Raw genomic sequence first — 19,039 nt, 5'->3', positions numbered from 1 at the left:
GGGAAGGCTGGCCTGCGGCACTATTTCACCTCGAAGCGGGCAACGTTGTCCCTGGCGACGGCGTTCAGGTCGAAGGCCTTTCCGCGCACCTGCACCTGCGTCAGATCGGCCTTGCCGACCACGGCGGCCAGGGGCAATACGCCGGATGCGCCGGCGACCTCGCCGGCCGTCAGGGTGCGGCGCAGCACGACCGTGCCCCTGGCATCGGTCACTTCCACCCAGGATTCGCCCTTGGCACTGAAGGTCACGATGCCCGCAGGCATGGGCTGCGAGGCGGCGGCGACGGGAGCCGGCGCGGCTGGTGCCGCAGGAGCTGCCTGTGCCACGGCTACGGCGGCAGGTGCGGAGGCGCTGGCTGCCGGCGGCGCGGGGTTGACCACCGCCGGCGGAAGCGCCGCGATGGACAAAGAAGCCGCCGTTGCCGCGGTGCCGGCGGCTGCATCGGGCGCGTTGGAGGCTTCGGCCGGGGTGGCAGGTTTGGCAAGGCCGGAGCCGGCAATGGCCACAGGCAGGGGCTTGCCCGCATCAGCACCGCCCGGCGGCATGGTCGCGTCGGCGCTTTCGGCTTTGCCGCTGCTGCCGTCATGCTTGACGGCCGGCAGGAAAATCAGGACCAGGGCCGCCAGCAGCAGGAGCAGGCCCGCCAGGACGGCCGGCCTGGAAACCTGGGTCCAGATCGAAGGCCCGGGGCCTTCGCCCGGCGAGCGGAACGGGGCATTGATGCTCGTTCCCTGGTAGGTCAGCTTGGGCGCGTTGGTCTGGGGCAGAAGGCCCAGCACCGGGGCGGCGTCGAGCTTGAGGGTGCGGCACACGCTGGAGGCCAGCGCCCGCACGAAAACCGCATCGGGCAAGAGGTCGAAGCGGTCCTGCTCAAGCGCCTCGAGTTTTTTCACGGGGACCTTGAGCGACACCGCAAGCGCGGCAATGTGTATGCCTGCAGCTTCCCTGGCCTCGCGCAGCAGGCTGCCGGCCGTCGCGCCGGGGGCCGGCATGCCGCTGTGGCTGAAGCCGGAGGGTGCCGCTTCGCTGCTCGAGGGCCCCAGGGGTACCGGGTCAAGCTCACTCATTGAAAGCGCCCTTCTCATAGGCCGCCGCTTCGCGGGACTGCGCAAACCGCTTTTTCAGCTGGTCGCCCAGTTGCAGCACCGCGTTGCGGTTGTTCAGCTTTTGCTCGGTCTTGATGCCCAGCCACAGGCTCTCGGCGTTGGCCAGGTCGCTGTTGTTGATGCGGCGAATGTAGAACTGGGCGCGGGTCAATTCGCCGCGCTCATACAAAAGATGGGCCAGGTTGTAGCCGGTGACGGGATTGCCCGCGTCCAGCTCGTAGGATTGCATGAGGCTTTGCTCGGCTTCGGCGCGCTGCCCCGCGCGAACCTGGCAGACCCCCTGCGTCATCAGCGTCTTGGCCCTGCCACCATAGTTGGGATTGGACACCGCCTGGCCGAACAAGCGCAGGGCGTCGTTGTAGCGCCCTTGCTGGCACATCAGCCAGCCGTAGTTGTGCGCCGCGTCCGCATCGCGCGCGTTCAGCGCGAGCGCGCGGCGAAAGCTGTCCTCGGCCATCGGGGTGTCGTTCAGGCGCATATACACCAGGCCGCGCAGGTTGTAGGCATCCCCGAAGCTCGGGTCGGCCTGCAGCGATTGCTTGATTTCGTCGAGCGCCACATTGGTCTGGCCCTGCTCGAAATAGCCCGAGGCCAGTTCAAGCCTGAGCCTTGCGCGCCGGCGGCCGTCGGGCTCATCCGATTCGGTGATGATGTCGGCGCGGCCGCTGGAAGCCCCAGCCGCTCCGGGAGCGCCTTGCTGGTTGGCGCATCCTGCCAGCATCACGACCAGCGAGCACGCCGGCAACCAGAACACATTGGAGAAAAACCTCATACACCCATCCCCTTGGCCACAACGACTTTAATTCCCCCGAGCATACCCTGCCGCTGGGCGGCCATGCGCTGCTCCACGCCCGTGCGGTCCTGCACATCGCCCGCGAGTTGCCCGCAAGCCGCATCGATATCGTCTCCCCGGGTTTTGCGCACCGTGGTCACAATGCCCGCGTCCATCAGGATTTTCGCAAATGCGGCGACCTGCGGCATGTCGGAGCGCTTGAGGCCCGAGGCCGGAAAAGGGTTGAAGGGAATCAGGTTGAATTTGCAGGACAGGCCGCGCGCCGCGTGCGCCTGGACCAGCGCCACCAGCTGGCGCGCATGCGCGGGCTGGTCGTTCACGCCGTCCAGCATGCAGTATTCGAAGGTGATGAAGTCCCGGGGGGCCGAGGCCTGGTAGCGGGTGCAGGCCTCCAGCAACTCCGCGATGGGGTACTTTTTGTTCAGCGGCACGAGGTTGTCGCGCAGCGCGTCTTCGGGCGCATGCAGCGAGACGGCCAGGGCCACCGGGCAATCGCCCGCAAGCCGGTCGATCATGGGCACCACGCCGGAGGTGGAGACCGTCACGCGGCGCCGCGACAGGCCGTAGCCGTGGTCGTCCAGCATGACCTTGAGGGCCGGAACCAGTTGCCCGTAATTTTGCAAGGGCTCGCCCATGCCCATCATGACCACATTGGAGATCACGCGGTCTTCGCGGCCCAGGTGCTGGCGCAGGAAGTGTTCGGCAAACCACAGCTGGGAGATGATTTCCCCGGTGGTCAGGTTGCGGCTGAAGCCCTGATGGCCCGTCGAGCAGAAACGGCAGCCCACGGCGCAGCCGGCCTGCGAGGAAATGCACAGGGTGCCGCGGTCGGTTTCCGGGATGAAAACGGTTTCAATGACATCGCCCGCACCGACGTCAAACAGCCATTTGACGGTGCCGTCGGCGGAATCGTGGCGGGAGACCACCTTGGGTCCCTGGATATGGGCCGAACCGGTGAGCTTTTCGCGCAGGGACTTCGCGAGGTCCGTCATCTGCGTGAAATCGGTCGCCCCTTTTTGATGGATCCAGCGAAAAAGCTGGGTGGCGCGAAAGCGCTTTTCACCGAGCCGCTCGCAGAAGGCGGCCAAACCATCGAGATCGAAGTCAAGAAGGTTGGCCGTCATCGCAGCAGGCAAGCGGCTGAACCGCCCCAGGCAAGCGACAGCCCCGGCAAAGGGTAGCGAAGCATGGGGTCGGACATGGTTTAACGCGAGTAGACGTTCATGCCGGGGAAAAAGAAGGCGATTTCCACCTTGGCGGTTTCCGCGGCGTCGGAGCCGTGCACGGCATTGGCGTCAATGCTGTCGGCGAAGTCGGCGCGAATGGTGCCGGGAGCGGCCTTCTTCGGGTCGGTGGCGCCCATCAGGTCGCGATTCTTCAGGATGGCGCCCTCGCCTTCCAGCGCCTGGATCATGACCGGGCCGGAAATCATGAAGGACACCAGGTCCTTGAAGAAAGGACGCTCTTTGTGCACGGCGTAGAAAGCCTCGGCTTCGCCTTGCGACAAGTGGGCCATGCGGGCGGCCACAACCTTCAGGCCGGCGGCTTCAAAACGCGCGTAGATCTGGCCGATCACGTTTTTGGCCACTGCGTCGGGTTTGATGATGGAGAGGGTGCGTTCGATAGCCATGAAAGTTCCTTAACTGAGATTTTTTGGATTTTTAAATTATTCAAAAATTGAATAAAGCCCATGATTTTAACCTGCGGGCTTTCCACCGCAGATCAACCCTGTGATTCAAAGTGCTTCTGCGGTGCTCAGCGGTTTCCGCCACGGTTGCCACCGCCGCGATTGCCGCCACCCCGGTTTCCGCCTCCGCCCCCACGGCGCTGGCCGCCGGCATTGCCGCCACCACCCATGCCGGAGCCGCCGCGGCGCTGCTGGCCTTGGCCCTGGCGTTGCCGCGTGAAGGTGTCCGCGCCGATATAGCCGAACGAGGTTTTCATGGGGTCGGGCTGGGCGCCGCCGGGAAGCTTGTCGCCGCGGTCACCGCGGTCGTCGCGCCGTTTTTGCCCCTGCATGCCATTGCCGGGAGGCGGCCCGTTGCGCGGGCCGGGACCGGCATTGCCGCCCTGGCCGCGGCCTTTTCCGCCACGGCGCCGGTTGCCGCGAGGCGCGGAATCGTTTCGCGGAAGCGGCGGCTGCGAGTCGTCGGGCTCCTGGTCGGCACCGCCCTGCGCATTGGCCCCGGAAGGAAGCTCCGCCGGTGGCGCAGCAAACCGGTCGCGCCCGCCGCGCGGCCGCTCGTTCCTGCGCGGGCCCCGCCCCTGGCGCGGCTCGCCACCTTCGCCGCCCGGCGCGCCCGCCTGGGGGCCTGCCGCGGATGCGCGTGGATCGGCGCGGGATTCGGAACGCGCCACGGCATTGGTCAGGGCCCAGATGTCGCGCTCGTCCAGCTCAACAAACGCACCGCGCTTGAGGCCGCGCGGCAGCACCATGGCCCCGTAACGGATGCGGATCAGGCGGCTCACGGCGTGGCCGACCGCCTCAAACATGCGCCGCACTTCGCGGTTGCGCCCTTCGGAAATCGTGACCCGGTACCAGCAGTTGGCGCCTTCGCCGCCGCCGGCCTCGATGGAGCCGAACTGGGCGACGCCGTCGTCCAGGGTGACGCCGTCGAGCAGGCGGTTTTTCTCTTCGTTGTTCAGGGCGCCCAGCACGCGGACCGCGTATTCGCGCTCCAGGCCGAAGCGCGGGTGCATCAGCTTGTTGGCCAATTCGCCGGAACTGGTCAGCAGCAGCAGGCCTTCGGTGTTCAGGTCAAGCCGCCCCACCGATTGCCATTTGCCCTGGAACAGCTTGGGCAGGCGCCGGAAAACCGTCGGGCGGTTCTGCGGGTCGTCGTGCGTGACGACCTCGCCCGTGGGCTTGTGATAGGCGATCACGCGCGGCGGCGGTGGGTCTATGCGCACGCGGATGGGCTTGCCGTTGACTTTCACGGTGTCGCCGAACTGGATACGCTGGCCGATGTGGGCCGGCTCGGCATTGACTGAAATCCGCCCTTCCAGGATCAACTGCTCCATCTCCAGGCGCGAACCCAGGCCGGCCTGCGCCAGTACCTTGTGCAGCTTGGGGGTCTCGGGCTGCGGCGACAGCACGCGCTTGGGCGGCGCGAGGGCGACGTCTTCTTCGTCGGCGTCAAACTGCCCCGTCACCACGTCTTCAAAGCGTATCGCGCCGGCGGCGGGGGCGGCGTTGCGTCCCCTGGCAGGCCGCGCGGGCGGCGGCGCATCGGCTTGCGCCGGCGTGATCAGCTCGGGAGCCTCCTGCGCGGGCTGCTCCTGGGGCAGCGTCTTGACCTGGTCTTCACCAGCGGGCACTTCCACGGGTTGCGAGACGGGAGGATCTTGTTGGGTCATTTTTTACATTCGTACGGGGAAATCGACGTCATCCTGCCCGGAAGCCTCGGCATCGCCATCACCATGGGCCTGCGGCTGCAAGGCCTCGGTAGCCGCTTCCACGGGTTCGGGCATTTCAATGTCAGCCGCCTCGGCATCGCCAGCCGGCTCATGGGCTTCGCCCACGGCGTCCGGTTCCGGGGATTCGCTCACGCCGGCTGGCCCCTCCACAAGGTCGGCATCCTGCGCCTGCACGGCAAGCTCCAGGCCTTCGAGTTGCGCCTCGCCGTCCGCCAGTCCGGCCATGCCGAACTCGATCTGCTCAAGCATGGCGGCCGGCGTTGAGGCGTTGCTTTCCATGACCGGAAGCTGGTCCAGCGATTCCACCCCCAGGTCGTCCAGGAATTGCCGGGTGGTCGCGTACAGCGCGGGCCGCCCGACGGTCTCGCGATGGCCTATGACCTCGACCCAGCCGCGATCCTCCAGCTGCTTGAGGATCATGCTGTTGATCGTCACGCCGCGAATGTCTTCCATGTCGCCGCGCGTCACGGGTTGGCGGTAGGCGATGATGGCCAGCGTTTCCAGCGTTGCACGGCTGTAGCGCGGGGGTTTTTCCGGGTGCAGCCGGTCCAGGTACTCGCGCATCTGGGGCCGGCTTTGAAAGCGCCAGCCTGTCGCGACGTGCACCAGTTCCACGCCACGGCCCGACCAGTCGTTCTGCAATTCTTCAAGTACCAGCTTGAGGCTGTCGGCAGTCAGTACCCCGTTGAACAGCACACCCATTTCACGCAATGGCAGCGGTTGCTGCGCGCAAATAAGTGCTGTTTCGAGGACGCGCTTTGCATCCGTCGTATTCATGATTGTGGTCGTTCCGAAAAAGGGCGGAAAAAAAGGCCGGGAAAACGTAGGTTCGGCGCTTGTTCGCGCATGCATCCATGCGCAATCTCCTGGTCAGGAGCCATGGTGCAGGTAGCTGGAGACTACTGAATTTGATTGTATATCAGGCCCAAACCGGCTATGGCGGCCTGAAGGTCGGCCGGCGGCTCGGCCCGGAACTCCATGGCCTTGCCCGTGACGGGATGGTTGAAGGCCAGGCGCCAGGCGTGAAGGCCCTGACGGCCCAGGCCCCCGGCGAGTGCCCCGCCATAAAGCTCGTCGGACACCAGCGGATGGCCCAGAAGCGCCATGTGGACCCGGATCTGGTGGGTGCGCCCGGTATGCAATTTGCACTTGACGAGGCAGTGCTTGCCGGTGCTCTGCAGCAGCGACACCACCGTGGAGGCCGTCTTGCCGGCGTTTTTCTCCAGGTCCACCACCGCCATGCGCAGCCGGTTGCGCGGGTCCCGGCCTATGGGGGCGTCGACCTGGCGGGTCTTTGCGCCCTGCCAGGCGCCGTGGGCCAGGGCCACATACTCCCGGCTTACCTCGCGGGCGGCGATCAGGCCGACCAGCTGGTCCATCACCGTTCGCTGGCGCGCGACCACCATCAGGCCGCTGGTGTCCTTGTCGAGGCGGTGGACGATGCCGGCGCGCGGCAGGAACACGGCCTGGGAGTCATGCGCCAGCAGGCCGTTGAGCAGGGTTGCGCTCCAGTTGCCCGGTGCGGGGTGCACCACCAGCCCCGCCGGTTTGTTGACGACCATCAGGTGAGCGTCTTCAAACACGATGTCCAGTGCCATGGCCTCGGGCTTGAAAGCCTGGCTTTGCGGCGTGGGGCGCAACTCGATCAGGAGTTCATCCCCGGCCTTGACTTTGGCCGAGGCCTTGGTCGCCGGCGCACCGGCCAGCTTCACCATGCCGCCCTCAATCAATTGCTGCAGATAAGTGCGCGAGAACTCGGGCACAATGGCGGCCAAAGCGCGGTCAAGCCGGCTGCCGTGGCTCTCGGCGGGAACCGTCACCTGCCGCAATTCCATCTCGGCCGCCGTGTCCCCCTCCTCCTGGGCCTCGTCCAGGACGCTTTCGGGCGCAGCAGCGGCCGATATAATCAATTTGCTTTGTTCTGAATCAGTCATCAAGAAGGTCGATTGCAATGTTTTCCACCAAATTATCGGTTGTTCCCAATGCAATGCCGCTTCTTGCAGCCGTTTGCGCCCTGTCCTTCGTGATCGCCGGCTGCTCCAGCACACCGGCTCCCGACAAGACGGCCACCTGGAGCCCCAACAAGATCTACGCCGAAGCCAAGGACGAAGCGAGCTCGGGCGCCTACGACAAGGCGATTCCCCTGTATGAAAAGCTCGAAGGCCGCGCGGCGGGCACCCCGCTGGCCCAGCAGGCCCAGCTTGAAAAAGCCTATGCCCAGTACAAGGGCGGCGAGCAGGCCCAGGCCATCGCGACGCTGGACCGCTTCATGAAGCTGCATCCCGCCAGCCCCGCTTTCGACTATGCGCTCTACCTCAAGGGCCTGGTCAATTTCAACGACAACCTGGGCATTTTCGGTTTCATCTCGCGCCAGGACCTGTCCGAACGCGACCAGAAGGCCGCCAAGGAATCGTTTGAATCATTCCGGGAGCTGGTAACCCGCTTCCCCGAATCCAAGTACACGCCCGATGCCCGCCTGCGCATGAGCTATATCGTGAACTCGCTGGCGCAATCGGAAGTGCATGTGGCGCGCTACTACTATTCCCGCGGCGCCTATGTGGCTGCCATCAACCGCGCGCAGACCGCGATCGCCGACTACCGCGACGTGCCCGCACTGGAAGAAGCCGTCTACATCCTCTACAAATCCTATGATGCCCTGGGCATGGCCGAGCTGCGCGACGACACCCGCCGCATCATGGAAAAGAACTATCCGCAGAGCCCCTACCTCACCAAAGGCTTCAAGGCTGCAGACAATCCCTGGTACAAGTTCTGGTAAGGGCCTCCAGCCTGTCCGTCAGCTCCTGCTCTGACGCCAGGCGCCGCATGGGCGGCAGCGCCCTCAGCAAGCGCTTGCCGTAGCCCATGGAGGCCAGGCGGCTGTCGCACACCACCAGCACGCCCTCGTCGGTTTCACGGCGTATCAGCCGGCCGGCGCCCTGCTTGAGCGCCACAGCCGCCTCGGGCAGAAAATAATCATTGAACGCGCTGCGCCCCTGTGACTCCAGCAGTTTGGAGCGGGCCTCAGCCAGCGGGTCATTGGGCGGCGGAAAAGGCAGCTTGTCGATGATGACCAGTTGCAGCGCGTCGCCTGGCACGTCTATGCCCTCCCAGAACGAGGCTGACGCCACCAGCACGCAGCCCTTGCCGCCGTTGGCGTTGCCATCGCGAAAGCGCTCTATCAGCACGCGCTTGGGCATGGCACCCTGCACCAGCACCTCCATGTCGGAAGACTCCCGGAAAGCCTCCCTGAGCGCGTCGCCAATGGTGCGCAAGGCCCGCAGCGTGGTGGTCAGTACCATGGTGCGGCCGCCCAGGTGCCGCGACCACCTGGCGGCGGACTCGGCCACCTTCACCGTGTGGGCGGGATCGCCCGGCTTGGGAAAGGCCGGCGGCACGTAGAGCGCCGCCTGGCGTTCATAGTCAAAAGGGCTGCCGACGCGCAAAACCTCGGCCTCCTCCAGCCCGCAAGGCTGAGTGAACCAGCTGAGCTTGTCGTCGTCACCCAGCGTGGCCGAGGTGAACACCCAGGTTTTATCGGTGCCATTGCCCGCACCCAGCACCTTGCTTTTGACGGCCTTGGAAATATCCAGCGGCGACTCAACCAGCCGCAGCTGGGTGCCCACGTCGGCCCAGCGCACGCAGCCCGGCTCACAAGCATGGACAAAACGCCGGGCGCGTTCGGCCAGTTCCGTAGCACGCTCATGCAAGCGAACAAAGTCGGGGGCGATTTCACTGACCGTATCCAGGGCCGCGCAGGCCTGCTCGCAGGAGGCGTGAACGGCCTGCAAAGCGCCGTTCCATTCGTCCGCATCCAGGCCCTCGGGGGATTCGTCCACCCACCTGAGCTTGGTTCCGGGGTATTGCTTGCCGGCGCACAGGCGCAGCTCGCGCGCGGCATGCTCGACGGCGGACACCACCTCCTGCCAATCGACCAGGCCGCGCGCCAGTTGCAGGCCGGTGGCCAGCATGTCCCTGGCGAAATCCAGCAGCTGGCCGGTGGTCAGGTTGGCGCCCAGGAACTGCACGCCGGTTTCGTTGAGCTGGTGCGCCTCATCGAAGATGGCGATGCGCACCGAAGGCAGCAGCTCGGCCACGCCGGATTCACGCACCGCCAGGTCGGCGAAAAACAGGTGGTGGTTGATCACCACCACGTCGGCCGCCATGGCTTCCCTGCGGGCCAGGTTCACGTGGCAGGCCCGAAAACGCGGGCATGGGGCACCCAGGCAATTTTCGCGCGTGGAGGTCACCAACGGGATCATGGGGGAGCGTTCGTCCAGCCCCGGCAGCTCGGCCAGGTCGCCGGTGCGCGTCACCTTGGACCATTCTTCAATCCTGGCCAGGGCGCGCACGGAAACACCGTCGGGCAGGTAGGCCTCCTGGCGGGCCATCTCCATGCGGTGCAGGCACAGGTAGCTGGCCCGCCCCTTGAGCAAGGCCGTGCTGACGGGAAGCCCCAGCGCCTCGACCAGGCGCGGCAGGTCGCGGCCGAACAGCTGGTCCTGCAAGGCCTTGGTCGCGGTCGATAGCAGCACGCGCTCGCCGCTCAACAGCGCCGGGACCAGGTAGGAAAAAGTTTTACCCACGCCAGTGCTGGCTTCGACCACCAGGGGGTAGGCGCCCTCAATGGCGCGGGCCACGGCCAGGGCCATCTCGGTCTGCCCGCTGCGCGGCGTGAAGTGCTCGGCCGCCCGCGACAGCACGCCGCCGGGCGCAAAAGCCTCTTCGACTTCAAGCGCAAGCGTCATCAGGCGGGCTCGGGGGGGTCCAGCGACAACTCGAGTTGAGCGATCTGGTCACGCAGCTGCAGGCGCCGTTTTTTAAGGCGCCTGAGCAGCAGTTCGTCGATGGGCATGGTGTGCGCCGCGATGTCCACCAGCGCGTTGAGGTCCGCATGCTCCATCCTGAGTTCAATCAGCTGCCGTTCCGGGGAATGTAAATTTAAGTCCAAGGTTTTTTATCCGTACGCGCCGCTTCGCTTGATAATACGTCGATTGCGACCATAAATCGAGCCTCGCGCCCGAACGACCACACAATGTCCAAAGGTTATCGAATCACAGCTTCCACCGGTATCCATAAAGGGGATCGGGACTACCAGCAAGACCAGGTCAACCTGTTCAGCCACTCGCGGATTCCCGGCTGCATGCTGGGCATCGTGGCTGACGGCATGGGGGGCCGCAGCGGCGGACGCAAGGCTTCCGACCAGGTCATGCTGACCGCCAAGCAGCTCTTTGACCGCTACGCGCCGGAGACCGACGACGCCCCCGCCATGCTCAAACAGATCGTCGAGGAAGCGCACATCGTGATCAAGCTCACGGCGATCTCGGCCGAACAGGAACCCCACAGCACGCTGGCGGCCTTCCTGATCAATCCGGGCGGCGACTGCCACTGGGTGCACACCGGCGACTCCCGCATCTACCACTACCAGGGCAGCAAACTGGTGCACCGGACGGTGGACCATTCCTACGTGCAGACGCTGGTCGACAAGGGCGAGATCACCGAGGAGGAAGCCAATGTCCATCCCCAGTCCAACATCCTGATGGGCTGCCTGGGCACTGAAGACGCTCCACCCATCACGCATCACTTCATCCCCCAGCTGCGCCCGGAAGACGTGCTGCTGGCCTGCAGCGACGGCGTCTGGCACTATTTCAGCGCCAGCGAAATGGGCTCCGCCCTGTCCATGCTGTCACCGCGCGAAGCCACCGAGTTCCTGATCCAGAAAGCCCGCTCGCGTGCGCGCGGCGGCGGCGACAACCTCTCGCTGGTGATCGTCAAGCTCGAACCCCTGGCGCCTGAGCCACCGCCCCGCTTAGTCCTGGGGTAAAGGCAGGGACTTGGCCGGCGGCTTGGTCTGCTTGAGCCGGTCGCTTTCATGCTGGGCCTTGCGCTCCTGCGCTTCTTTCACGCGGTCGTTGTATTTTTTTGCTTCTTCCGCCGCCGTGGCCTGTTTGCCGACTCTGGCCTGGGATTTGTCCTGGCTGCCCTTGAGCCTGGCGGCGCTGGCATCGCTGTTGCCCTGCTCACCGGCCTTGGCGGCGGCACGGTCCTCGTTCTTTTTCTTTTCCCGCTCCAGGCGTGACTGGTAGTCGGCTGCGGCTTTGGCCCGGCGGTCGGCGGCTTCCTGCTGGTTTTCGGGTGAAGCCTTTTCCTCGGTCTTGCGGATCTGCTCGGCGCCGCGGTTGCGCCGCTCTTCATCATTGAGCAGGATTTCCTGGCGGCGCAGGTCGCCCATCACTTCGCGGCGGCGTTCGTTGACCTTGCCCAGGCAGCTGTTGACGGCGAATTTTTTATAGCACTCGGCGTCTTCGGCCAGGAAACCCGCCTCCAGCCGGGCGCGTTCCGCGCTGATCCTGGCGCGCTCGGCATCGATGCTACGGGGGGCCTCGGCGGGCGCGGCCGGCTGTTGCGCCGCGGGTTGCGCGCTCGCAAGCACGCCCAGGGTGGCGAGAAAGCATGCGGCGGCGAATTTTTTCATGTGAGGGTGGTATCCACGTTGCGGCGGTCAAGCGCCAGAAATTCCTTGGACTGCATTTCATTGAGCCGGGAGACGGTGCGGGGGAACTCGTGCACCAGTGGGCCCTCGGTGTACAACGCCTCGGGAGCGACTTCTGCCGACATGATGAGTTTGACCCGCCGGTCATACAGCACATCCACCAGCCAAGTAAAACGCCTGGCTTCGGAGGCCATACGTAAGGGCATGTAAGGCACGTCACTCAAGAGCACGGTATGGAACTGGGTCGCGATCTCCAGGTAGTCGTTCTGCGAACGCGGCCCGCCGCACAGCGTCTTGAAGTCGAACCACACCACCCCGCCCGCCTTGCGCCTGGCCTGGATCTGCCTGGACTCGATCTGTAGCACCGGGTTTTCATCCTGGGACTCCGCCAGCGCGTTGAAAGTTGCCGTCATTTCGGCATCGGCCTGGGGCCCCAGCGGCGTGTGATAGAGCCTGGCCTGCTCCAGGGTACGCCTGCGGTAGTCGGTGCCGTTGTCGACGCTGAGGACCTCCAGGTTGGCCTTGAGCAGCTCAATGGCCGGCAGCACGCGGTCCCGGTGCATGCCGTTGGGATAGAGCTCGTCCGGGTGGAAGTTGGAGGTGGTGACAAAGCCCACGCCGTTCTCGAACAGGGCCGAGAGCAGGCGATGAAGAATCATGGCGTCGGTGATGTCGGCCACGTGGAACTCATCAAAGCAGATCAGCCGATAGCGCTTGGCAATGCGCCGGCCCAGCTCGTCGAGCGGGTTGGCCGTGCCCTGCAGGTCCTGCAGTTCACGGTGCACCTCGCGCATGAACTCGTGAAAATGCAGCCGGACCTTCCGGCGCAACGGAACGGCCCCGAAAAAGCAGTCCATCAAAAAGCTTTTGCCGCGCCCTACCCCGCCGTACATGTAGACACCGCGCGGAATGTCGGGCCGGTTGATCAGCTTCTTGAAGGCGTTGGAGCGCTGCTCCTTGAAATCCGCCCATTCAGAGGCGCAGCGTTCCAGCGCCTCGACGGCGCGCAGCTGCGCGGGGTCGCTGACATAACCCCGCGCCGCCAGTTCGGCGTCATACGCCGCGCGTACCGGTTGAGCCACGGACCCGTGCCCGACCAGATCAGAAGTTCAACGTGCGCTTGTCCACCGCCAGCGCGGCTTCCTTGGTCGCCTCGCTGAGCGAGGGGTGCGCGTGGCAGATGCGCGCGATGTCCTCGCTGCTGGCGCGGAACTCCATGGCCACCACGCATTCGGCGATCAGCTCGCTGGCGAAAGGCCCGACGATGTGCACGCCCAGGATTTCGTCCGTGGCGGCGTCGGCCAGCATCTTGACCATGCCGGTGGTGTCGCCCAGCGCCCGCGCGCGGCCGTTGGCCATGAAGGGGAAGGTGCCGGCCTTGTAGGCGCGGCCGGCAGCCTTGAGCTGCTCTTCCGTCTGGCCCACCCAGGCGATCTCGGGATTCGTGTAGATCACCCAGGGAATGGTGTTGAAGTTGACGTGGCCGTGCTGGCCGGCAATGCGCTCGGCCACCGCAACGCCCTCTTCCTCGGCCTTGTGCGCCAGCATGGGGCCGCGCACCACGTCGCCGATGGCCCAGACATTGGGCAGGTTGGTTTTGCAGGCATCATCGACCACCACCGCGCCGCGCTCGTCGAGCTTGAGGCCCACGGCTTCAGGCGCCAGGCCAATGGTGTTGGCCACGCGGCCGATGGAGACGATCAGCTTGTCGACTTCCAGCGTCTGCGCCTGTCCCTTGGCATCCACATAGGCGACCGACACGCCTTTCTTGGAAGACTTGACCTCGCCGACCTTGACGCCGAGCTCGATCTTCAGGCCTTGTTTGGTGAAAGCCTTGTGGGCTTCCTTGGCGATCTGCTGGTCCACCGCCCCCAGGAAGGTCGGCAGGCCCTCGAGCACCGTCACGTCGGCGCCCAGGCGGCGCCAGACCGAGCCCATTTCCAGGCCGATCACGCCGGAGCCGATCAGGCCCAGCTTCTTGGGCACCGCGCCAATGCGCAGTGCGCCATCGTTGGAGAGAATGTTTTCCTCGTCAAACGGCGCGCCGGGCAATGCACGGGCATTGGAACCGGTGGCTACGATGATGTGCTTGCCGGAGATGGTTTCTTCAGCTGCGCCAGTGACCTTGATGTCGTAGAGGCCGTCCTTGGCGGCGGCAAAGGAGCCGCGGCCGTGGAAGAAGGTGACCTTGTTCTTCTTGAACAGATAGACGATGCCGTCGTTGTTCTGCTTGACGACGGTGTCCTTGCGGCCCAGCATCTTGGCGACGTCCAGGCCCAGGCCCTTGACCTCGATGCCGTGGTCGGCGAAGTGGTGGCCGGCTTGCTCGTAGTGCTCAGACGACTGCAACAACGCCTTGGAGGGAATGCAGCCCACGTTGGTGCAGGTGCCGCCCAGTGCGGGGCCGCCCTTGGCGTTTTTCCACTCGTCGATGCAGGCGGTGTTAAAACCCAGCTGCGCTGCGCGAATGGCGGCAATATAGCCGCCGGGGCCGCCGCCGATGACGATGACGTCGAATTGTTTAGACATGTTTTCTATTCCTTCTTGAGTTCAAACGCCCCCGCGTGGAGGACGATTCCAAATACACCGGTGCTCGCCAGCAGGCTTTCTTGCTGGGGGCCATCGCGGCCGATTTTCACGGTCGTACCGGGCGTGGTCCTGCAGACAAACAGATGCCTGGCATCAAGGCATTCAATCCGGCCGGCGGCATGCAGCGCTGCCCAACCAAAGCCCTCGTACTCCTCCGCCAGGAAGCGGCGCAGAGTGACGGTCTCGGTGGGGGTCCGCATATCGGCAATGGTCCAGCGGACCAGGTCCGACTGGTATTGTTCAACCAGCTTCCCGGGGTCGGCATCCGGCGCTTTTGCCAGTACCACCCGGGACCCTGCCTGCGCAACGCTGAGCCACTGCAGCCCGTAATGGCCGCTCCAGCTGTCGCCGGCCGGCGCCGCGGCCGCAGCCAGGCCCACACTCAAGGTGCAAGCCAGGCAGGCGACGAGGCGGCGCATCGACGACAGTCTTAGATGTCGAACAGCAGGCGTGCGGGGTCTTCCAGCGCTTCCTTCATGGCCACCAGGCCCAGCACGGCTTCGCGGCCGTCCACGATGCGGTGGTCGTAGCTCATGGCGAGGTAGTTCATCGGGCGCACCACGATCTGGCCGTTTTCCACAACGGCACGGTCCTTGGTCGCATGCACGCCCAGGATGGCCGACTGGGGCGGGTTGATGATGGGGGTGGACAGCATGGAGCCGAAGACGCCGCCGTTGGAGATCGAGAAGGTGCCGCCGCTCATTTCCTCAATGCCCAGCTTGCCGTCGCGCGCCTTGGCGCCGTATTCGGCGATCTTCTTTTCGATGTCGGCAAAGCTCATCTGGTCGGCATTGCGCAGGATGGGCACCACCAGGCCGCGCGGCGAACCGACGGCGATACCGATGTCGAAATAACCGTGGTAGACGATGTCATTGCCGTCGACCGAGGCGTTGAGCACGGGGTATTTCTTCAGGGCATGCACAGCCGCCTTGACGAAGAAGCTCATGAAGCCGATCTTCACGCCGTGTTCTTTTTCGAACTTTTCCTGGAAGCGCTTGCGCATTTCCATGACGGGTGCCATGTTGACTTCGTTGAAGGTGGTCAGGATGGCGTTGGTGGCTTGCGATTGCAGCAGGCGCTCGGCGATGCGCGCGCGCAGGCGGCTCATGGGCACACGCTGCTCGGGGCGCTCGCCCAGGTCGGCGGGCTTGGCCGAAGCCGCGACCTGCGGCAGGGCCGTGGTCGGCGCGCCCGTGGGAATCGCGGCGGCGGCGGGCTTGGCGCCGCCGGCGGTTGCGCCCAGGACATCGCCCTTGGTGACGCGGCCGTCCTTGCCGGTGCCCGGCACGGAGCCGGCGGCCAGGTTGTTGTCGGCCATCAGCTTGGCGGCGGCGGGCATGGGAACGCCGGCCATGGAACCGCCCGCCGCTGCGGGAGCGGCGGCAGGAGCCGGGGCCGAAGCTGCCGCGGCAGCCGGTGCGGCCGCCGCAGCAGCGGCGGGTGCACCAGCGCCCGCCTTGCCTTCGGTGTCAATTTTGGCGATCACCTGGTCGGACACCACGGTGCCGCCGTCGGCAACCACCAGCTCGGTCAGCACGCCGGCCGAAGGCGCGGGCACTTCGAGCACGACCTTGTCGGTTTCGATTTCGATCAGGATTTCATCGATGGCGATTGCTTCACCGACTTTTTTCTTCCACTGCAGCATGGTGGCCTCGGCCACGGACTCGGACAGCTGGGGGACTTTGACTTCTACGATAGCCATGTTGTTTCTTTCGTGTACGTTCTTGTGTTCTGTATGGTGAAGTGGCCGGCCTTACTTGGACAGCACAAAGCCCTTGAGCTTGCCGAAGGCGCCATCCACCAGCGCCTTTTGCTGCTCCTGGTGCAGGTGCGAGTAGCCCACGGCCGGCGACGCGGAGGCGGCACGGCCTGAGTAGCCCAGCTTCTGGCCATCAAGCATGTTTTCGTGGATGTAGTGCTGCACGAAGAACCAGGCACCCTGGTTTTGCGGCTCGTCCTGGCACCACACGATGTCGGTGGCGTTCGGGTAGCGCTTGAGCTCGGTGGCGAAGGCCTTGTGCGGGAAGGGATAGAGCTGCTCGACGCGCAGGATGACGGTGTCGTCCGCGCCTTTTTCCTCGCGCTTCTTGGCCAGGTCGTAATAGACCTTGCCCGAGCAGGCGATGATGCGCTTGACCTTGTCGGCCTTCTTGTTGATCTCTTCCTTGTTCTCGGGGATCACGGTCTGGAAAGCGCCCTTGGTGAACTCGGACAGCGGCGAGGTCGCGTCCTTGTTGCGCAGCAGCGACTTGGGCGTCATGATGACCAGCGGCTTGCGCAGGTTGCGCACCATCTGGCGGCGCAGCACGTGGAAGATCTGGCTGGCCGTGGTGGGCTGCACCACCTGCATGTTGAGGTCGGCCGACAACTGCATGAAGCGCTCCAGGCGAGCCGAGCTGTGCTCGGGGCCCTGGCCTTCGTAGCCGTGCGGCAGCATCAGCGTGATGCCGTTGACGCGGCCCCACTTCACCTCGCCCGAGGCGATGAACTGGTCGATCACGACCTGCGCGCCGTTGGCGAAGTCGCCGAACTGGGCTTCCCAGATCACCAGCGTGTTGGGGTCGTTGGAGGCGTAGCCGTATTCAAACGCCAGCACCGCCTCTTCGGACAGGATGGAGTCGATGACGACGAAGGGGGCCTGGTTGTCGGCCACGTTCTGCAGCGGCACATAGGTGCCGGTGTCGAACTTCTCACGGTTCTGGTCGTGGATCACGGCATGGCGGTGCGTGAAGGTGCCGCGGCCGCAGTCTTCACCGGACAGGCGCACCGGGTAGCCGCTGGCCACCAGCGAAGCGAAAGCCATGTGCTCGCCCATGCCCCAGTCCACGGGAATGTCGCCGCGGCCCATGGCGGCGCGGTCGTCGTACACCTTCTTGACCAGCTGGTGCGGCGCCACGGTGGACGGGATGGCGGTGATCTTGTCGGCCAGGCGCTTCCACTCGGCCATGGGGATGGCGGTGTCGCCGGCGTCGGTCCACTTCTTGCCGAGGTAAGGGGTCCAGTCAACCGCGTACTTGCTCTTGAAGTTGGTCAGCACCGGGTCGAAGGTGCTCTTGCCGGCGTCCAGCGCCGCGCGCGTGGCCTTGACCAGGTCATCGCCCAGCGTGTCGCCCATGCCCTGGGCCGCCAGCTTGTCGGCGTACAGCTTGCGCGTGCCGGGGTGCTGCGCGATCTTTTTGTACATCAGCGGCTGGGTCAGCGCGGGGGTGTCCTGCTCGTTGTGGCCCAGTTTGCGGAAGCAGATGATGTCGACCACGACATCCTTGTGGAACTCCATGCGGAATTCGAGCGCCAGCTGGGTGGCCAGCACGACGGCTTCGGGATCGTCGCCGTTGACGTGCAGCACCGGTGCCTCGATCATCTTGACGACGTCGGAGCAGTACAGCGTCGAGCGGCTGTCGCGCGGGTCGCTGGTGGTGAAGCCGATCTGGTTGTTGATCACGATGTGCACCGTGCCGCCCGTGAAGTAGCCACGGGTTTCGGCCAGCGCCAGCGTTTCCATGACCACGCCCTGCCCTGCGAAGGCGGCGTCGCCGTGCACCAGCACGGGCAGCACCTGCTTGCCCTGCGGGTCGGCACGGCGGTCCATGCGGGCGCGCACCGAGCCTTCCACCACGGGGTTGACGATTTCCAGGTGCGAGGGGTTGAAGGCCAGGGTCAGGTGGACCGGGCCGCCGGGGGTGGTCACGTCGGAGCTGAAGCCCTGGTGGTATTTGACGTCGCCGCTGGGCAGGTCTTCAGGGGCGGTATGGTCGAACTCGGCGAACAGGTCGGCCGGGACCTTGCCCAGGGAGTTGACCAGCACGTTGAGGCGGCCGCGGTGCGCCATGCCGATCACGATTTCCTGCACGCCCTTGATGCCGCCCTGCTGGATCAGTTCATCCATGCTGGCGATGAAGCTTTCACCGCCTTCCAGCGAGAAGCGCTTCTGGCCGACGTACTTGGTGTGGAGGAAACGCTCCAGGCCTTCAGCGGCCGTCAGGCGATCCAGGATGTGGAGCTTCTTTTCCTTGGCGAAATTGGGTTTGCTGCGGATCGATTCGAGCTTTTGCTGCCACCAGCGCTTGTGGTTCTGGTCGGTGGCGTACATGTATTCCGCGCCAATCGTGCCGCAATAGGTTTCGCGCAGCGCGTTCATGAGCTCGCGCAGGCTCATGGTGTCCTTGCCGAAGAAGGTGTTGCTGGTGTTGAACACGGTTTCCTGGTCGGCGTCGCTGAAGCCGTAGAACGAGGGCTCCAGTTCGGGAATCTTGTCGCGTTCGGCGCGCTTGAGGGGGTCCAGGTCGGCCCAGCGTGCGCCGACGTTGCGGTAGGCGGCGATCAGCTGCTGGACGGCCGTGCGCTTGCGGCCCATTTCGGAGTCGGCGCCGCTGGCGACCACGACCTTGGTCTGGCCTTGCTTGGCGCGCTCGGCGAAGGCATTGACGACCGGCAGGTGCGGAACGTCCTTGGCATTGCTGCCGTCCACGGCGGGAACATGCTGGAGTGCGTCGAAATACTCGCGCCAGTTGTCGGGCACGCTGCCGGGGTTGGCGAGGTAGTTTTCGTACATCTCTTCGACATAGGGCGCATTGCCGCCGAAGAGGTAGGTATTGCCTTGATAGGCTGAATAGACGGACGATGCCGTCGGGCTGGAACTCATAT

General features: G+C 65.1%; 17 protein-coding genes. 2 read left to right on the top strand and 15 right to left on the bottom strand.

Annotated features, from left to right (window positions below; translation table 11 throughout):
• Window positions 1-20 precede the first annotated feature (20 nt).
• The 7 genes from AC1D09_RS09040 to AC1D09_RS09010 all read right to left on the bottom strand — a co-directional run bounded on the left by AC1D09_RS09040 (window position 21) and on the right by AC1D09_RS09010 (window position 7,250).
• Entirely contained in the window at window positions 21-1,067 is a 1,047-nt protein-coding gene (locus AC1D09_RS09040; RefSeq protein ID WP_477661662.1) for a helix-turn-helix domain-containing protein, read from the bottom strand.
• Window positions 1,060-1,878, bottom strand: coding sequence for a type IV pilus biogenesis/stability protein PilW (gene pilW, locus AC1D09_RS09035; protein ID WP_477661661.1), 819 nt, complete (start codon window positions 1,876-1,878; stop codon window positions 1,060-1,062). The genes AC1D09_RS09040 and pilW overlap by 8 nt, the downstream gene beginning before the upstream one ends.
• Window positions 1,875-3,023, bottom strand: coding sequence for a dual-specificity RNA methyltransferase RlmN (gene rlmN, locus AC1D09_RS09030; RefSeq protein WP_477701021.1), 1,149 nt, complete (start codon window positions 3,021-3,023; stop codon window positions 1,875-1,877). Before rlmN ends, pilW begins: the two co-directional genes overlap by 4 nt.
• Before the next feature lie 80 nt (window positions 3,024-3,103).
• Window positions 3,104-3,529 (bottom strand): nucleoside-diphosphate kinase, encoded by a 426-nt coding sequence (gene ndk / locus AC1D09_RS09025; protein WP_007871196.1) that lies wholly within the window; start codon window positions 3,527-3,529, stop codon window positions 3,104-3,106.
• A gap of 125 nt (window positions 3,530-3,654) precedes the next feature.
• Window positions 3,655-5,256, bottom strand: coding sequence for a pseudouridine synthase (locus AC1D09_RS09020; protein ID WP_477661659.1), 1,602 nt, complete (start codon window positions 5,254-5,256; stop codon window positions 3,655-3,657).
• 3 nt (window positions 5,257-5,259) lie between these two features.
• Window positions 5,260-6,093 (bottom strand): SMC-Scp complex subunit ScpB, encoded by an 834-nt coding sequence (gene scpB / locus AC1D09_RS09015; RefSeq protein ID WP_477661658.1) that lies wholly within the window; start codon window positions 6,091-6,093, stop codon window positions 5,260-5,262.
• A gap of 122 nt (window positions 6,094-6,215) precedes the next feature.
• Window positions 6,216-7,250 carry an RluA family pseudouridine synthase gene (locus AC1D09_RS09010; RefSeq protein WP_477661657.1) on the bottom strand — a complete coding sequence of 345 codons (1,035 nt, stop codon included), beginning with the start codon at window positions 7,248-7,250 and terminating at the stop codon, window positions 6,216-6,218.
• 17 nt (window positions 7,251-7,267) lie between these two features.
• Here AC1D09_RS09010 and AC1D09_RS09005 point away from each other — a divergent pair, with 17 nt between their 5' ends.
• Window positions 7,268-8,092: an outer membrane protein assembly factor BamD gene (locus AC1D09_RS09005; RefSeq protein ID WP_477661656.1), complete on the top strand. Its 825-nt coding sequence runs from the start codon at window positions 7,268-7,270 to the stop codon at window positions 8,090-8,092.
• On the opposite strand, the gene AC1D09_RS09000 is transcribed toward AC1D09_RS09005, so the two are convergent.
• Window positions 8,055-10,061: an ATP-dependent DNA helicase gene (locus AC1D09_RS09000; protein ID WP_477661655.1), complete on the bottom strand. Its 2,007-nt coding sequence runs from the start codon at window positions 10,059-10,061 to the stop codon at window positions 8,055-8,057. The genes AC1D09_RS09005 and AC1D09_RS09000 overlap by 38 nt on opposite strands.
• Window positions 10,061-10,264 (bottom strand): DUF465 domain-containing protein, encoded by a 204-nt coding sequence (locus tag AC1D09_RS08995; RefSeq protein ID WP_007871178.1) that lies wholly within the window; start codon window positions 10,262-10,264, stop codon window positions 10,061-10,063. The genes AC1D09_RS09000 and AC1D09_RS08995 overlap by 1 nt, the downstream gene beginning before the upstream one ends.
• A gap of 84 nt (window positions 10,265-10,348) precedes the next feature.
• On the opposite strand from AC1D09_RS08995, the gene AC1D09_RS08990 reads away from it, so the two are divergent.
• Entirely contained in the window at window positions 10,349-11,137 is a 789-nt protein-coding gene (locus AC1D09_RS08990; protein WP_477661654.1) for a PP2C family protein-serine/threonine phosphatase, read from the top strand.
• On the opposite strand, the gene AC1D09_RS08985 is transcribed toward AC1D09_RS08990, so the two are convergent.
• The 6 genes from AC1D09_RS08985 to AC1D09_RS08960 are packed head-to-tail and all read right to left on the bottom strand — an operon-like array spanning window position 11,123 to window position 19,037.
• The gene (locus AC1D09_RS08985; RefSeq protein WP_477661653.1) at window positions 11,123-11,788 is read right to left on the bottom strand and encodes a hypothetical protein; all 666 of its coding nucleotides are present in this window, start codon (window positions 11,786-11,788) and stop codon (window positions 11,123-11,125) included. The two genes, AC1D09_RS08990 and AC1D09_RS08985, sit on opposite strands and share 15 nt — an antisense overlap.
• Window positions 11,785-12,888, bottom strand: a complete 1,104-nt coding sequence (zapE, locus tag AC1D09_RS08980; RefSeq protein ID WP_477661652.1) for a cell division protein ZapE — start codon at window positions 12,886-12,888, stop codon at window positions 11,785-11,787. Before zapE ends, AC1D09_RS08985 begins: the two co-directional genes overlap by 4 nt.
• 19 nt (window positions 12,889-12,907) lie before the next feature.
• Complete coding sequence (lpdA, locus tag AC1D09_RS08975; protein ID WP_477701020.1) at window positions 12,908-14,335, bottom strand: dihydrolipoyl dehydrogenase; 1,428 nt, start codon at window positions 14,333-14,335, stop codon at window positions 12,908-12,910.
• 5 nt (window positions 14,336-14,340) lie between these two features.
• Window positions 14,341-14,814, bottom strand: coding sequence for a hypothetical protein (locus tag AC1D09_RS08970; protein WP_477661650.1), 474 nt, complete (start codon window positions 14,812-14,814; stop codon window positions 14,341-14,343).
• An 11-nt stretch (window positions 14,815-14,825) separates the two neighbouring features.
• Window positions 14,826-16,097, bottom strand: a complete 1,272-nt coding sequence (gene odhB, locus AC1D09_RS08965) for a 2-oxoglutarate dehydrogenase complex dihydrolipoyllysine-residue succinyltransferase (protein WP_477661649.1) — start codon at window positions 16,095-16,097, stop codon at window positions 14,826-14,828.
• Between the two features lie 51 nt (window positions 16,098-16,148).
• Complete coding sequence (locus AC1D09_RS08960) at window positions 16,149-19,037, bottom strand: 2-oxoglutarate dehydrogenase E1 component (protein ID WP_477661648.1); 2,889 nt, start codon at window positions 19,035-19,037, stop codon at window positions 16,149-16,151.
• Window positions 19,038-19,039 lie beyond the last annotated feature (2 nt).

This window comes from Polaromonas sp. P1_A2, from assembly GCF_056406895.1.
Note: the sequence above shows the minus strand (reverse complement) of the source record. Positions and strands in the feature narration are given on the sequence as shown.